The 15,074-nt window shown below is 69.5% G+C and carries 16 protein-coding genes; 7 read left to right on the forward strand and 9 right to left on the reverse strand.

The features are described from left to right. Positions 1-9: 9 nt before the first annotated feature. Positions 10-537, forward strand: a complete 528-nt coding sequence (locus DM816_RS07970) for a DinB family protein (protein WP_117209499.1) — start codon at positions 10-12, stop codon at positions 535-537. Here the strand turns inward: DM816_RS07970 and DM816_RS07975 are convergent. From DM816_RS07975 to DM816_RS08000, 8 genes are read right to left on the reverse strand one after another with little or no spacing between them, the layout of a single operon-like run. Next, positions 524-1,840: a KamA family radical SAM protein gene (locus DM816_RS07975; protein ID WP_117209500.1), complete on the reverse strand. Its 1,317-nt coding sequence runs from the start codon at positions 1,838-1,840 to the stop codon at positions 524-526. The two genes, DM816_RS07970 and DM816_RS07975, sit on opposite strands and share 14 nt — an antisense overlap. Next, positions 1,837-2,448: an SET domain-containing protein gene (locus tag DM816_RS42295; RefSeq protein WP_162907217.1), complete on the reverse strand. Its 612-nt coding sequence runs from the start codon at positions 2,446-2,448 to the stop codon at positions 1,837-1,839. The genes DM816_RS07975 and DM816_RS42295 overlap by 4 nt, the downstream gene beginning before the upstream one ends. A 2-nt stretch (positions 2,449-2,450) precedes the next feature. After that, a complete protein-coding gene (locus tag DM816_RS42300; RefSeq protein ID WP_162907218.1) occupies positions 2,451-3,719 on the reverse strand; it encodes a preATP grasp domain-containing protein in 1,269 nt (422 codons plus the stop codon). Further along, positions 3,712-4,413: a class I SAM-dependent methyltransferase gene (locus DM816_RS07985; protein ID WP_117209501.1), complete on the reverse strand. Its 702-nt coding sequence runs from the start codon at positions 4,411-4,413 to the stop codon at positions 3,712-3,714. The genes DM816_RS42300 and DM816_RS07985 overlap by 8 nt, the downstream gene beginning before the upstream one ends. Further along, the gene (locus DM816_RS07990) at positions 4,410-5,267 is read right to left on the reverse strand and encodes an alpha/beta fold hydrolase (protein ID WP_117209502.1); all 858 of its coding nucleotides are present in this window, start codon (positions 5,265-5,267) and stop codon (positions 4,410-4,412) included. The genes DM816_RS07985 and DM816_RS07990 overlap by 4 nt, the downstream gene beginning before the upstream one ends. Continuing rightward, the gene (locus DM816_RS45185; RefSeq protein ID WP_281274302.1) at positions 5,264-5,386 is read right to left on the reverse strand and encodes a hypothetical protein; all 123 of its coding nucleotides are present in this window, start codon (positions 5,384-5,386) and stop codon (positions 5,264-5,266) included. Before DM816_RS45185 ends, DM816_RS07990 begins: the two co-directional genes overlap by 4 nt. Continuing rightward, on the reverse strand, positions 5,383-6,627 hold the full coding sequence (locus tag DM816_RS07995) for an MFS transporter (RefSeq protein ID WP_117209503.1): 1,245 nt from the start codon (positions 6,625-6,627) through the stop codon (positions 5,383-5,385). The genes DM816_RS45185 and DM816_RS07995 overlap by 4 nt, the downstream gene beginning before the upstream one ends. Beyond that, the gene (locus DM816_RS08000; protein ID WP_117209504.1) at positions 6,624-8,384 is read right to left on the reverse strand and encodes a hypothetical protein; all 1,761 of its coding nucleotides are present in this window, start codon (positions 8,382-8,384) and stop codon (positions 6,624-6,626) included. The genes DM816_RS07995 and DM816_RS08000 overlap by 4 nt, the downstream gene beginning before the upstream one ends. Positions 8,385-8,585: 201 nt before the next feature. Between DM816_RS08000 and DM816_RS08005 the strand changes: the two genes are divergently transcribed. Continuing rightward, entirely contained in the window at positions 8,586-9,731 is a 1,146-nt protein-coding gene (locus DM816_RS08005; protein WP_211588586.1) for a GNAT family N-acetyltransferase, read from the forward strand. Here DM816_RS08005 and DM816_RS08010 read toward each other — a convergent pair. Further along, positions 9,718-10,026, reverse strand: coding sequence for a hypothetical protein (locus tag DM816_RS08010; protein ID WP_162907219.1), 309 nt, complete (start codon positions 10,024-10,026; stop codon positions 9,718-9,720). The two genes, DM816_RS08005 and DM816_RS08010, sit on opposite strands and share 14 nt — an antisense overlap. 62 nt (positions 10,027-10,088) lie before the next feature. Here DM816_RS08010 and DM816_RS08015 point away from each other — a divergent pair, with 62 nt between their 5' ends. Genes DM816_RS08015 through DM816_RS08035 form a run of 5 tightly spaced genes read left to right on the forward strand, consistent with a single transcriptional unit; the run spans position 10,089 to position 15,054 of the window. After that, the gene (locus tag DM816_RS08015) at positions 10,089-11,255 is read left to right on the forward strand and encodes an NADH:flavin oxidoreductase (RefSeq protein ID WP_281274303.1); all 1,167 of its coding nucleotides are present in this window, start codon (positions 10,089-10,091) and stop codon (positions 11,253-11,255) included. Positions 11,256-11,265: 10 nt separating this feature from the next. Beyond that, positions 11,266-11,934 carry a 4'-phosphopantetheinyl transferase family protein gene (locus DM816_RS08020; RefSeq protein WP_162907220.1) on the forward strand — a complete coding sequence of 223 codons (669 nt, stop codon included), beginning with the start codon at positions 11,266-11,268 and terminating at the stop codon, positions 11,932-11,934. Next, positions 11,931-13,073 (forward strand): glycosyltransferase, encoded by a 1,143-nt coding sequence (locus tag DM816_RS08025; RefSeq protein ID WP_117209508.1) that lies wholly within the window; start codon positions 11,931-11,933, stop codon positions 13,071-13,073. The genes DM816_RS08020 and DM816_RS08025 overlap by 4 nt, the downstream gene beginning before the upstream one ends. A 41-nt stretch (positions 13,074-13,114) precedes the next feature. Beyond that, positions 13,115-14,086, forward strand: a complete 972-nt coding sequence (locus DM816_RS08030; protein ID WP_117209509.1) for a thiamine pyrophosphate-dependent dehydrogenase E1 component subunit alpha — start codon at positions 13,115-13,117, stop codon at positions 14,084-14,086. Further along, the gene (locus DM816_RS08035; RefSeq protein ID WP_117209510.1) at positions 14,086-15,054 is read left to right on the forward strand and encodes an alpha-ketoacid dehydrogenase subunit beta; all 969 of its coding nucleotides are present in this window, start codon (positions 14,086-14,088) and stop codon (positions 15,052-15,054) included. The genes DM816_RS08030 and DM816_RS08035 overlap by 1 nt, the downstream gene beginning before the upstream one ends. Positions 15,055-15,074 lie beyond the last annotated feature (20 nt).

A 15,074-nucleotide genomic window follows, 5' to 3' on the forward strand; every position in this document is an offset into this window, starting at 1 on the left:
TCGGCGCCCGTGACCGAACTCGATCAGCACGGGCGCCGGCAGCCCCCGCTCGCCGCCGGCGAACTCGACACGCTGCTGGGCTTCCTGGACTTCCAGCGCGCGACCCTGGCATGGAAGTGTTCCGGGCTGGACTCGGCAGGCCTGCGGGCGACCACCGGTGTCTCGACGATGACGCTGGGCGGGTTGCTCAAGCACATGGCGTACGTCGAGGACCACTGGTTCTCCGTTTACCTTCACGGAAAGGACCGGCGGGCCCCGTTCGACGCGGTGGACTGGCGGGCCGACCCCGATTGGGACTGGCATTCGGCCGCGCACGACTCGCCCGAGCAGTTGATGACCCTATGGCGCGACGCCGTGGAAAGCTCCCGCGCACTGATCGCGGGCGTCAGCCTCGACCAACTCGCCCAACGGGTCGGGCGGGCCGGTTGGGCGCCGAGCCTGCGCTGGATCCTGTGCCACATGATCGAGGAGTATGCCCGCCACAACGGCCACGCCGATCTGCTGCGCGAGTCCGTCGACGGCGTCACGGGCGAGTAGCCTGCCACCACGCGATCCCGGCGGGCGGCAGCGCGCCGATCGGATCGTAATAGGCGCACTCGTCCGGCTCGACGCCCTCCGGGGGAGTGCGCGTCCAGTGCGAGATGCCGCGCTCGCGATCGTAATCCACGACCTGGTGCACCCAGCGCTTCCCGACATAGGGCACATCGCACACGAGCCGCGGCGTGGCGTATCCGGGCAGGTATCCCATGATGGCGTCCTGCAGCTCTTGCGCCTCCCAGACGGCCAGCCGCCAGTGCTCCGCGTTGGGGATCATGTCGCACAGGTAGAAGTAGTACGGCAGGATGTTGGCCTCGCCCTGCATCGCGAAACACAGGTCAAGCAAGGCCTGCGGGCTGTCGTTGACGCCCCGCATGAGCACACCCTGGTTGCGCACGTCGCGCAGCCCCGCGTCCAGCATTGCCCGAGCCGCCTCGGCAACAAGCGGTGTCACCGACTGCACGTGATTGATGTGGGTGTGCAGGGCGATGTTGACCGCCCGCTGCCTCGCGACTTCAGCAATGCGTGCCAGGCCGTCCACCACCGTGGGCTGCAGCCAGTGCTGCGGCAGCCCGGCCAGCGCCTTGCTCGCGAGCCGGATGTCGCGCACCGACTCGGTGTCGAGCAGCCGCAACACGAACGCTTCCAACCGCTTCCACGGCACGTTGGCCAGATCGCCACCCGACACCACGACGTCGCGCACGGCCGGTGTCCGTTTCAGGTAGTCGATGATCGCGTCTTGCCGGTCGACCGGGCGCAAGGCCAAGCGCTGCTTGGCAACCTGCGCGGTGGAATGGCCGACCAGGTCCATCCGGGTGCAGTGGCCGCAGTATTGCGGGCACGTGGTCACCAGCTCGGCGAGCACCTTCGTCGGGTAGCGGTGGGTCAGCCCCTCCACCACCCACATCTCGGCCTCGTGCAGGGAGTCACGCGTCGCTCGAGGATGGCTCGGCCGAACCGGATCGCGATCGGACAGGACCGGAAGCATATAGCGCCGCAACGGGTCGGCGTAGAACGCCTCCGTGAGGTCGGGGCCGGTCGCGCCGGGCACCATCGTGTTGAGCATCTGCGGCGGGAGCATCAACGGCATGGTGGCCATCTGCTCCTGGTCGGCGAGCAGGTCGGCGTAGAACCGGTCGGCCAGCAGCCCGCCCATGACGGCGCGCAGTTGCGCGGCGTTGCGCACCGAATGGGCGCGCTGCCATTGCGGATCGCGCCATTGCGCCTCGGTGACACCGGCCCAGCCGGGCAGCCGCCGCCAGTCGGGCTCGATCAGCTCGCGTCTCGCATAGGTGTACGTCATGTCAAAAACCCGGGTTGAACGATGGAATCGCCGTTGGCCGCGTCGTCCACTGTGGAGGCTCCCGCCACCACGCGGCGATAGACCTCGCTCTGCGAGGCCAGCAGCGGACCGAGTGGCTGATCGACCACGCGCGTCGCGGGCAGAGCCGCGGACACCAGCCCGACCCAGCCCTTCCGCAGCGCCGGATCGTCGTAGTCGGACGACGCCACGTCGCTGCGGCACTCCGTCGCGCCGCAGTGGCAACGCATCGTCCAGCCCTCGTCGGCGAAGAACGCGCCGTAGTCGCACGTGACCTCCTCGCCGGCGGCGATGTCCCGCACCGCGAGGCCGAAGTCGAGCCCGAAGTCGAGGACGTTGGCCGCGCACGAGTGGTTCATCAGGTGCGCCCCGGCGCAGGGCACGAGCAGCCGCCCGTCGGCAAGCAGGTGCCCCCACATGTCGAGCCGGGCGTCCACGTCGCGCGGCAGCAGCGCGCGCTCCTGCATCGTCCATGTAGGACAGTTGCGGCACGGGAACCAGATCACCGTCCCCGCCGCGATGGCCGCAGTTGCGCGCAGGCCGAGGCCGTGCGTGAGGCCCCCGTCGGGCCGAACCTCCCCGTGCAGCACCGCTAGTCCAACCCGAGCACGTCCGCCAGCCGCTTTTCCAGCTCGCTGACCTGAGCGTGGTCGTGACCGAGGATGAGGAAGCGCCACCTGCGGTCCACGGCCCGGGTGTCGGCGGTGAGCACCACACCGGTGCCGCCGGAATAGGCGATGCCGGCCGACTCGAGCGCCTCGACGGCCGCCGCGAAATCGAGCCCGCTCGCCCCGACCCGCGAGTCGGCGAGCCACACCGGATCGCCATCCGGGACGAGCCTTCGCACCAGATATTCCAAATATGTGGTACCCGTGCGGCGCACGTTTGTCTCGGTGATGTAGAGCCGGCCGCGGGCGGTGATGGCGTCGAGATCGAACGGTCCGCGATATCCGTCGGCGTGCAGCCGCGCGCCCCACGCCATGCCATGCGCCGCCAGCTCATCGAGCTGCGGCGTGTGCTGTGGCGGCGGGGTCAGCTGCCCGCTGAAGCTGCCGTTGGGCGTGTTCATCTGTCCGATGTGGACAAGCTGCGGTCCGCCTGCCGCAGACCACATCTCGACGGTGAGCACCTGATCCACGGGCATCAGCTCCTCGACCAGCCAGCCCGCCGGCTGCCCGGACAGCGTCGACAGGTGCCCGTCGAGGATGCGGTCGAGCTCGCCGGCCTGTTCCGGCCGGACGAACAGCAGGCCGAAACCGTTGGAGCTGCGATCGAGCTTCACGACCGCGCCGATCCCGCGGCCGAGCAGTGCCGCCACCGCGGCTCGCAGTTCGCCTCGGTCGCCGCAGACGACGCCCGGCACGGTGGGGATGCCGACCTCGGCGGCGCGCCGGTGGAAGCCGGACTTCGTGTTGAGCGCGTATGCGCTCTCCAATGCGGACAGCGGCACGGTGTCGTATCCGTCGATGGGCAGGCCGAGCTCGGTCAGAAACTCGACGGCCGGCCGGTCCAGGGCGAACGGCATCGCCCGGATGCCGGGCCGCTGCGTGACCATGGCGTGCAGCCGGTCGGTGAGGCCCAGCTCCCGGACGCGGGTGGCCAACGGGCGCAACACGGTCGTGTCGACCGCGAGCACCTCGACGTCGCCGGGGAACAGGCCCAGTACGCCGTGCGCGTATGCCCAGAAGTCCGCGGGCGGCTCGGTCGGCAGCACGAGCACATCGCCCGGCTGCGCAAGCCAGATCTTGCGGGGCGACACCGACACGAGCGCGCGGGTGTGGCGCTCGTCGGGCACCCGGACCATGAGCTCGTTGACGAAGTTGGCGAACAGGCACAACGGGTATGACCGGGTGTCAGGCATGCTTCGTCCCCCCGAAAATCGCGTGTCCGGCCTTCATCCAATATGCATCCACATCGCCGAATCCGGCCTCGGTCAGCCACTGCAACTGATCCCTCAGCGGCGAAGGCTTATCCAATTCGTCCGGGTACTCAAAACAGCTCCACTCCAGCGCGTGGAACGCGCGATGCGCCTCATCGCCCTGGGCGCGCACCCACTCGTCCCACATGCGCCGCGCGAGCTCAAGGGCGCGGTCCCCGACCGGCTGCACCAAGTCGGCGATCACGATGCTGCCACCGGGCGCGAGCAGCTCGTGCATGTCGCGGTAGAGCGCCTGCTTCTCATCTCCGGTGAGGTGGTGCACGGCCAGCGAGGACACCACGGCGGCCGGTGCGGTCCCGCGGCGGCGCCACTCGGGCGAGCCCAGGTCGAAGCGTTCCGCGCGGAACCGGTCGCCGAAGGACGCCAGCTGTCTGCTCGCCTCGGCGAGCATGGCGTCGCTCGCGTCCAACCCGACCACCCGGCAATCGGGATGGTCGAGCAGGAGGCGCCGGCTGAGGCCGCCCGCCCCGCAGCACAGGTCGAGCACCGTCCCGCGCCCAGGGTCGACCATCGCGGTGACGACGGCCGCCTGCTCGGCTCGGTCGGGGACGAAATGCTCGGCGAAGCGGATGAACGACGCGGAGTCTTCCTCACTCCACACTGCGGTGGTGCTCATGTATCTGTATTGCCTTTCTCGTTGTCCTGCACGAAATCCGTCACCAGTCCGGTGATCCGGTCCATCGCGTCCACATGGCACATGTGCCCGGAGTCGGGCAGGGTGTGCGCCAGCACCCGGGGGTTGCACCGCCGCAGCAGCGCGAGATGGCTGGGGCCGGCCCAGCCGTCGAGGTCTCCGCCGATGGCCAGCACCGGGCACGTGACCCGGGCGAGATCCTCGGTGACCTGACCGAGGTCGGCGAAGACGACGTCGCCGAAGTAGCGCAGGGCGTCGCGGTTGACCGGCTGCTGCGCGACCCGCGCCTGCCAGGCAAGCGAATGCCCGGTCAGCGGGGCGACCCACAGCGGGATCACCTCGGCCAGGAACCGGCCCAGCTCCGGCTCCGGCGGATATCCGTCGCCCTCGGCCTCCAGCCGGGCGAGCGCCGCCGCGCAGGCCGGCTCGCCGGCACGCGCGTTTTGGAGCGCCTTCGCCTCGGTTTCCGCACGGTCGCCGCCGTATGCGGGCGTGCCGAGCAGGATCAGCCCGCGCACCAGGTCGGGGCGGATCGCGGCGACCCGGGCGGCGACCAACCCGCCGTGCGAGTGTCCTAAAAGGAACGTCGGCTCAGTGGCGGAGTTGGCGATCCAGGCCACCGTGTCGTGCGCGTAGGCGTCGATGGTGTAGTCGTCCGGTGTGGACGGTCGCGGGCTGTTGCCTGTGCCGCGCGGATGCAGCAGCGCCACCTCGTGCGCGCCCGCCAGGTCAAACACGGCGTCGAAGTAGTCCGGGTGCATGCCCGGCCCACCCGGGTGGCAGACCAGCAACGGCCCACGCCCCCGGCGCGTGGCCGAAATCGGCAATGCGGTCACGCCGTCACCTCCCGGGGAATGAGCGCGAGCCCCGCTTCATGAGTGGTGATGCCGTCGCCTTCCACGGGATTGAGCGCGGGCCCGGCGTGGGCGGCCGGTGCCGCTTCGTGAGTGGTCACGCCGTTGCCTCCCGCGGAATAAGCGCGGATCCGGCGAGGGCGGCCAGCGCGGCGAAGCCTGCCGCGGCCGCGAAGGCCGCCACGGTCGAGCGCGCGACAAGGACCCCGCCGAGCGCGGTGCCCAGCGGGAACCCGATCAAGTTCACACTGATCGAGACCGTCATGACGCGGCCGAGCCAGGCTGGCTCGGTGCGCCGCTGCCGCAGTGACAGGACGCTCACGTTGAGGCCGCCTTCGAGGAGCCCGAAGAGCGCGAGCCCCAGCGCCAGCGTGACCAGCGAGGCGAGCGCGCCCGCGATCGGGTAGATGGCCAGGGCGGAGCCGAGCGCGGCGGCGACCAGCAGCCGCTTCTCCCGCCCGGAATGCAACACCCTGCCCGCGACGAGAGCACCCGCCGCCCCGCACAACCCGACCAGGCTCCACAGGGCTCCGGTGTATTGCTCGGTGTCGCCCTCACCGGCGACCGCCCGCGCGACCGCGACCGGCACGGCCACGACCAGAACGCCGAACGCCACTTGGAAACTGGAGTAGGACGCGGCGAGCCCGCGCAGGGTCGGATTGCCGAACAGGTAGGTGACACCCTCCCATGCCTCGCGCAGCAGGTGCTTGCGCCGCGCGGGCTCGATCGGCGCGGCCGAACCGCGCAGCAGCAACAGGCTGAGGCTGGCCACCAGATACATCACCACGATGACGACCAGAGCCGGGTCGGGCCCGGCCCATGCGATCAGCCCGCCGGCGACGAGCGGGGCCACGACCTCGATCACCGAATAGGTGCTCAGGTCGAGCGCGTTGGCCTTGTCGTAGGCGTGCTCGGGCACGAACCTGGCGAACAGCGTCCGGATCCCGCCGGAGCTCAGCGGGCTGGTCAGCGAGTAGAGCGCGAGGATCGCCAGGAGCAGCGCCGGGTTGAGGAACCCGCCGGCCGACGCCACGGCGATCGCACCGATCAGGCCCGCGCTGATCAGCGTGTCGAGGATGACCGCGCGCACCGCGCCCACCCGGTCGAGCAGGGCACCGGCCATGGGGCTGATCAGAAAACCGGGCAGGGTAAGGAAAAAACCGCTGAGCCCGGCCAGCACCGGGGAGTCGAACTTGGCCAGGACATAGAGCACCACGGCGAAGAGCAGCATCTCCGAGGCCAGCCGGGAAAGCGAGGCCGACAGCAGCAGCTGCGGCACGTTGCGGCTGGTGAGCACGGTGCGATAGGTCACCGGGCGGGCGGTGACGGAGTCGGCTTTCATGCTTCAGATGCTCCCGCGAGCCGATCGGCCAGCACCTCGTAGGGGTGCAGCTTCTCCCACGCGTGCGACTCATACCACGCCCGGTCGAACCCGCCGATGGGCCGCCACCGGAACGTGCCGTGCTCCACCCCGTCGGCCAGTGTGCGCCACACCTCTTCAACCAGGGAGCAGTGCTTCACCGCGGTGTGCACCTCGGCCAGGGTGTAGGCCGGGCCCTCCATCCGCACCAGGCGGATGTCGTAGCACCCGCGGAAGCCGTGCCCGAAAACGTGAAACGGCTCCCGCCAGACCTGCGCGCCGGGAGCCCGGATCGAATAGCGCACCCGGGCGGAGACGTGTCCGCCGTGGTGATGCTCGGAGTGCTCGGCGATGTCCGGGATCTGCGGCGGGAAGAAGTAGTGCCGCTTGAGCGGGATCTCGGCCCGGTCGAACTCACCCGGTGCGAAGTGCCAGCGGTTATACATCATCCGCTGGGCCACCCGCCACAGCGTCGTGACCTTTTCCTCGTCGGTGGTGAGCGCATCCATCCGCACCGGGTGGGGCAGACAGCAGCAGAAGAAGTCGCCCTTCTTCAGCTCCAGCACGCCGTCGGGCCGGCCGGGCAGGCTGCCGCGCAGCCTCGCCAGGTCGCGCACCGAACTGCTCATGCCGTAATCGGAGTCGCTGGCGGCAACGGCGGACAGCACGATGGCGCCGATCAGCTCGCCGATCGCCCCGGCGCCGCCCTCGTCGTCGGCACGCTCCGCGTCGATCTCGGCGGCAGCCCGGGTCATGGCGCGCATGTCGGCCGCCGCGTCGCCGGTGACCGGTGTGCCGAGGTGGAACGCCTGCTCCTCCAGCAGCGGGGGCAGTTGCGCGAAGGCGCGCGGATGGGCGAAGTCGGTCACGTATTCACTTTTGACGAAGGTCAGCCCGTTGATCCTGCGGTAGCGCATCGACCGGGAACGGTCGACCTGTGGCAACAGTTCGCGCACCAGCCGGGAAAGGTCAAGCAGCGAAAGGCGATGCAGCTGCGCCGGTGCGCGGCCGAGGGCGCGGCAATAGCTGGTGTAGCGCTCGTTGAGGAACTGGCGAAGCGCGGTGGCGGACAGCTGCTTGCCGTTGAACTCCTCGAACCGCACGGACCGTCCACTGTGGAACAGGCACTGCGCGGCCACCACGAAGAGCCGGTCGCTGGCCCGCCACTGCGCCAGGGGCAGCCGCTGCAGGCGGAGCAGCAACTCGTCGCGGGTCAGCGTGTTGGAACCGGCGTCGGACTTGGAGAAGACGTCACGGCCGATGAGCACGTAGACCGTCTCGACCCGCTCCACCCGGTCGGCCAGCTCGGCCACCTTCGCCTGCAGCACGCCGTCCGACTCCCAGTCGTGCAGGATCGCGTCGATCTCGCACATCTCCGCGGACTCGCGGGCCTGCCACAGCTCGGCCTCCTCGGTCACCATGTCGCGCAGCTGCGTCGGCGCGTGCAGCCAGGCCAGCACCTCGCCCGGTGGGGCCGGGGTCGATGCGGTGTCCCAGAAGGCGATCCCGTCGAGAACCGTCGCGGTGACGGGAATCGACCAGCCGTCGGGCACTGGTGCGCCGGCGATGGTGACGTCATGGCGCCCGAGCACATGCTGCACGAGAATCGCCTCCCAGGCGGTGAGTCTCGCGCAGGCCAGGCGGAAGGAGATTTTGCCGCGCTGGGTGAGCTTTTCCAGCAACCAGGCAGTTGCTGCCTGGGTGGCGGGCACGGTCCGGGCAGACACTTCGGTGACCACGAAAATCCCCCGTTTTCATGACTGTCCAATATGGAAGCGTGTTGATTCCATCGGGAGACAACCTTAGGCACGCCACGAAAAAGATCGCAACATCGTCAGTCATGGTTCTATCGATATATATCGGCTATGGTTACTTGTCGATCCGTCGAGAGCGTGTTATCTCAAATGTGTGTGGATACGGGGGTGCGGGGGACAGTTGACGTGAGTCTTCGAGAGTTGGGCCTTGCCCAGGCGGGCGCTGACCCCCGGTGGGAGGCGATGTGCGGGCCGGGCGATCTCTTCTGCACGGGGCGCTGGCTGGCCGTCGAGCGGGAGGCCGTCGGGCCGTGGGTGCCGCGCGCCAGGTCGTGTCTGGCCGCGTTTGACGGGCCGGAGATCGCCGCGGGCGTGGTGGTGCAACAGTTTGATCGCGATGCCGACGACGAGACGGTCCGGCTCGACAAGATGCTGCCCGCCGAGGTGCTCGCGCGCTGGGACGATCCGGTGTCGGCCGTGCAGCCGTCGCTGATGTGCGGCACGTGGTTCAACTCGACCGTGCTCACCGCGCCCGGCCTGGCCGGGTCACAGCGGGAGAAGGTTCGCCGCGAGCTGGTCGACGCGGTGGTGGAGCGGGGCCGCCAATGGGGTTGCGCCACCGTGTTCTTCCCGTTCCTCGACGCCGACGACGTGCAGCTGCGCGAGGCGCTGCGCGACGCGGGCTTCGCGGAGTTTCCCGCACCCGCCCGCCACATTTTCAACTGTGATTTTCCCAACTATGAATCCTTCGTTGCCTCATTGCGGTCGCACAAACGCCATCGTTTGCGGCGCGAGTCGGCGGCCGTGCGCGCGGCGGGGATCAGCACGGCGTGCCAGGCGTTGGACGGCTCCACCGTGGAGACCGCGGCGCGGCTGGCCCACCTGCTGGAGCGCAAATACGACCAGCGATCCACGTTCGACGAGATGGCCGCCTGGTTCGAGGCGATCGCCCGGCACACCGACACCGTTGTCTTCACTGCCTCCCGGGGCACCGGTCCGCCCATCGCGATGAGCATGTGGATCCACCACGAGGACCGCATGTATGGCTTCCACGCGGGCTTCGACTATGAGCAGTGCCAAGGTCTGCCGATGTATTCGCTGGCAGGATTCCATCTGCCGATCGAATACGGGTGTTCCCATCCCGGGATTCGCGCGCTCGAATACGGGTGCAGCTCCGATCAGGCCAAGCTGATCCGCGGCACCACGGGCATGGCCCAGGTGCTGTGCGTCAAACCGCTCACCGCGCTCGCCCAGCCCCTGCTCAATCACCGGTCAGGCGGAACGGTTTGGGTCGGGCTGCCCGAGTCGATCGACGGCGTCACGGGCGAGTAGGCGTGGGGCCGACGGGGCTGAATGGTCCCGCGGCGGGGTCGGGTCGATAGCCGCTGCGCCGTTCGATGAGCCACCAGCCGCCGCCTTCGCGGCCGAACCGGTAGGCGAGCTCGATGTTTCTGCGCGCGGACGCCTCGTCGGGGTAGCTGGTCCGGATCCTGTGCCCGCCGGGCTCGGACACGACCACCGTCCACACGCCGAGCCGGTTGCGCGCCGCGTAGACCCGCAGCCGCAGCCTCGTGCCCTCGTAACAGTTCCCGATCTCGCAAAGGTCCACGTCAGATCCCAACCACACGGCCGTTGATCTTATCGAACGCATGTTCGAGCGTGTCAAGGGGTGCGTGTTAGAGTCCGCGGGTGGCAGGCCCCGATGTCTTCGCGCCCGCGCGGCTCGGCCCGGTCATGCTGCGCAACAGGATCGTCAAGGCGGCCACGTTCGAGGGCGCGACGCCGGATGCCCTTGTCTCCGGACGCCTGATCGCCTTTCACCGCGCCGTCGCCGAGGGCGGGGTGGGTCTGTCGACCGTAGCCTACCTGGCGGTGAGCCCTGAAGGTCGTACCCACAAAGAGCAAATATATCTTCGCCCCCAAGCGTTACCAGGGCTGCAACGCCTGACCGACGCGGTTCATCAGGCGGGGGCGGCGATCGCGGCGCAGATCGGCCACGCCGGGCCGGTCGCCAACGGGCGTTCCAACGGTAGCCGGGCGATCGCGGCGTCGGCGATGCCCAGCCCGCTGAGCCTGCAGATGATCCGCGCGGCAACGGTTTCCGACCTGGCGCGGATCAGGCAAGCATATGCCGGCGGTGCCAGGCTCGCGATGGGTGCCGGCTTCGACGTGCTGGAAATTCATCTTGGGCATGGGTACCTGTTGAGCTCCTTCCTGAGCCCGAATCTGAACCGCCGCAACGACTCCTACGGCGGCCCGCTGCGCGCACGGGCGGCGTTTCCGCGTGATGTCGTGCGGGCGGTGCGCGAGGCGGTGGGCGGGTCGGTCGCGGTCACCGCCAAGGTGAGCATGGCCGAGGGTACCCGCAAAGGCTTTGCCATCAACGAAAGCATCGAGTTCGCGGGAATTCTGGAGGCCGACGGGCAGCTTGACGCGCTGCAACTGTCGGCCGGCAGTTCGCTGACCAACCCGATGTTCCTGTTCCGCGGGGACGTCCCGGTGCGCGAGTTCGCCGATGCCCTACCCCTGCCCGTGCGCTGGGGGATGCGCTTGTTCGGCGGGCGTTTCCTTCGGCAGTACCCCTTCGAGGAGGCATTCCTGCTGCCCATGGCGCGCCGCTTCCGAGCCGAGCTGGCGATGCCGCTGATCCTGCTCGGCGGGATCAACCGGCGCGCGACACTGGACCTCGCCATGGCCGAGGGGTTCGAGTTCGTGGCGATGGCCCGTGCGCTGCTGCGCGAGCCCGATCTCGTGAACCGCATGCGCACCGAATCGGCCGACGGCGTGTGTATCCACTGCAATCGGTGCATGCCGACCATCTACAGTGGCACGCGATGCGTCGAGCTCGCGCGGTAGATTGCCCGACGTGGACACGCGTGTGGAGGTCTGGCTGGTGCGCACCGACCTGCCCGTGCCCACTGTGTCCGAATTAGAGTCTGTTTTGGACGATGACGAGCGCGCTCGGGCCGACGCGCTGCGCTGGCCTGCGGACAAGCGCCGATACATCGTGGCGCACGGGGCGGTCCGGTGCATTTTGGCGGCCCGCCTTGGCGTGCACGCCAACGATATCCGCTGGCGCCGCGGCCCGCGCGGCAAGCCGGAAATCATGGGCGGCGGCCCGCATGTGAACCTGTCGCATTCGGGCGAGCTGGCCGCGCTGGCGATCTGCGAGGACCGGCCGGTCGGGATAGACGTGCAGGAGATTTCGCCGGGTTTCCGGCCGGACCGGATGGCCGAGCGCTACTTCCACGCCGACGAAGCCGCGCACGTGGCCGGATCGGTGGAGCGGTTCGTGCGGCTGTGGGTGCGCAAGGAGGCGTGCGTCAAGGCAGCCGGCCGGACGCTGTGGCCCGCGCTGTCGCTGCCCGTCCTCGACGATGTCGTGCCCGGCTCATTTCGCGTGACCGACATTCCGGTCGCGGACGGGTTTCGGGCCGCCGTGGCACTGGCCGGCGACCGTCCATACCGGACGGTGCTGCGGACGTGGACCGGTGTTACATTGCCGCCCGTGGACATCTCCAAGGCACGCCATTGAGCCGTTTTCTTTTTGTGGTACCGCCCGTGGCCGGCCATGCCCGGCCGGCCGCCGCGGTGTCCCAGGCGCTGCGCGAGCGCGGTGAGGAGGTGGCGTGGGCCGGGCCGAAGCAGTTCCTGGCCCCGCTGCTCGACCACGACGTGCCCATCTTCCCGACCGGCATGCGGCTCTACCGCGACCTGCGCGCCACGGACGGCACCGCTGTGCAGGCGTTCCTCACCGGATATGTAATGCCGTTGGCCCGCTTCGTGTTGCGGGCGGTCGACGACGCGGTGGAGGCGTTCGCGCCCGATGTCGTGGTCGCCGACCAGCACGCGATCGCCGGCGCGCTGGTCGCATACCGGCGTGGCCTGCCGTGGGCGAGCCTGCTGCCCGGGTCGCGTCAGCTGCCCGATCTGGCCAACGGGTCCCAGGAGGTGGCCGAGTGGATCGAAGGGCACCTGTCCAAGCTCGCGCCCGACGTGCCGCAGGAGCGCCTCCCGTGGCTGCTCTACTCGCCGCACCTGCGCCTCGCGTTCACCACGCTGGCCCTGACCGGCCCGCTGCCGCTGGACGACACGACCGTCCTGGTCGGACCGGTCCTCGGGGCGCGGCCCGATGACAGCCCGATGCCGATCGTGCCCGATCCGGCCCGCCGCACCGTGCTCGTGACCGTCGGCACGCTCAATGTGGACATTTCCGCCGACTTCTATCGGCGCGTGCTGGAGGCGCTCGCCCCGCTGGCCGATCGCGTCAGCGCGGTCGTCGTGGCCCCGCCCGACGTGCTGCCCGACCCGCCCGAGCACATCACGGTCGTCCCACACGTACCCATGCTGCGCCTCATGCCGCACGTCGACGCCGTCGTCTCGCATGGCGGCATGAACACCGTGGCCGAGGCGCTCGCGCACGGCGTGCCGCTCGTCGTCGCGCCGATCACGCTCGACCAGCCGACCACCGCGGCGCAGGTCGTCTCATGCGGAGCGGGCCTGCGGGCCGACTTCGATCGCGCCACCCCCGACCAGCTGCGGGCGGCGATCCTGGCCGTGCTCGACGTTCCCGCCTATCGGGAAGCGGCGGCCCGGGTGCGCGCTTCCTTCCGCGCGGCGGGCGGGGCCCCGGCCGCCGCCGAACATTTGCAACGCCTGGCCCATCGGGGTTGACCCGTTCGGCCGTTGATCGCGATAGCCAAATATCTAAGCTGATGGACGTGCTGCGTGAGCCCCTATACCGGACCGTCAGGCTCATCCGTCGTTTCGAGGAGCGGGCGATCGAGCTGGTCCGCACGGGCGTCATCGTGGGCGGCATCCACCCATATATCGGGCAGGAGGCCGTTGCCGCGGGCGTGTGCGCCGCCCTGCGCGACGACGACATCGTGCTGTCCAACCACCGCAACCACGGTCATGCCCTGGCCAAGGGAAGCGAGCCGCGCCGCGTGATGGCCGAGCTCGCGGGCCGGATCACCGGGATCGACAACGGCCGGGCCGGTTCACTGCACATCTCCGATTACGAGCGCGGGCTCTACGGCGCGACGATCACCGTCGGGCACGGCGCGGCCATCGCGACCGGCGCGGCCTGGGCGGCGTCGCGCGACGGCACCGACCGCGTGGTGGCGAGCTTCATCGGCGACGGGGCGATGAATCAGGGCGCGCTGCTGGAGACGATGAACCTCGCGAGCCTCTGGCGGGTACCACAGCTGATAATCGTGGAAAACAACCTGTATGCCACCACGCAGCCGGTCGGCGCCTCCACGGCGGGTTCCATCACCGGCCGGGCCGAGGCCTTCGGCATCCCGGGCCGGACCGTCGACGGCATGGATCCGGAGGCGGTGTTGGAGGCCACGACCGAGGCCGTGCAGAGGGCACGCTCGGGTGGCGGGCCCTCGCTGCTGGAGTTCATGACCTACCGCTTCGACGCGCACCACACCTTCGAATATCGGGTGCGCCTGCGTTACCGCACGCAGGAGGAGATAGACCACTGGCGCGAGCGGGATCCCGTGGTCGTGCAAGGCTCCCGCATCCCTGACGAGGCCCGCGAGCACATCGATCAGGAGATCGAGGACGTGCTCGCCGACGCGGTCCAGTTCGCGCAGGACAGCCCGAAGCCCGATCCCGCCGACGCACTCGAGTACCTTTATGCCACAGGGCTTCGGCCCCGCCCAGGGGTGGTGAGCTGATGCCCAAGCTGTCATATCTCAAGGCGCTCAACCGTGCGCTGGGCGAAGAGATGGAGCGCGACCCGTCGGTGTTCGTGCTCGGCGAGGACGTCAACCACGCGGTCACCAACGTCACCGCCGGGCTGCTCGACCGCTTCGGCCCCGACCGGATCGTCGAGACCCCGCTGTCCGAACAGGCCGTCACCAACGTGGCCACCGGTGCGGCGCTGTGGGGCAGGCGCCCGGTGGTCGAGTTCGCGATCCCGTTCCTGCTCCAGCTGGTCTTGGAGCAGGTCGTCAACCAGGCGCACAAGTTCTCGGTGATGAGCGGCGGACAGGCGCGCGTGCCGGTGACATATCTCGTCGCGAGCTCCGGCTGGCGTCCCGGCTGGGGCGGGCAGCACTCCGACCAGCCGCACGGGCTGTTCGTCCACAGCGGAGTCAAGACGGTCATGCCCACGACCCCGACCGACGCCTACGGCCTGCTGCTCACGGCGATCCGGGACGACGACCCGGTGGTGTTCATCGCTCCGCGCGTCGCGCTGGACGTCCGCGAGGACGTGGACTACGCCGATCTCGTGCCGGTGCCGCTCGGTTCGGCCCGCATCCACCGCACCGGGCACGACGTGACGGTTGTCGCGATCGGACACCACGTGCACGACGCGCTTGCCGTGGCCGAGGCCCTCGCCGACGAGGTGTCGGTGGAGGTGTTCGATCCCCGTTCGCTGTATCCGTTCGACTGGGCAGCGCTCGCGGAGTCCTTGTCGCGCACGGGCCGTCTCGTGGTCATCGACGACGCGAACCGCTCCTGCGGCCTGGCCGCCGAGATCCTGGCCACGGCGGCCGAGGAGATGCCGCTGACCGCGCCGCCGAAGCGGATCACGCGCCCGGACGGCGCGGTTGTCGGCTGCAACCCCGACCTCGATCTCGCCCTGCAGCCCAACCGCGACCAGCTCGCCACCGTGATCCGCCAGGTCATGAAGCGCTGAGCGTTTCCGGCCCGCACGTG

This window comes from Allorhizocola rhizosphaerae (genome assembly GCF_003426775.1).
GTDB classification, from domain to species: Bacteria; Actinomycetota; Actinomycetes; order Mycobacteriales; family Micromonosporaceae; genus Allorhizocola; species Allorhizocola rhizosphaerae.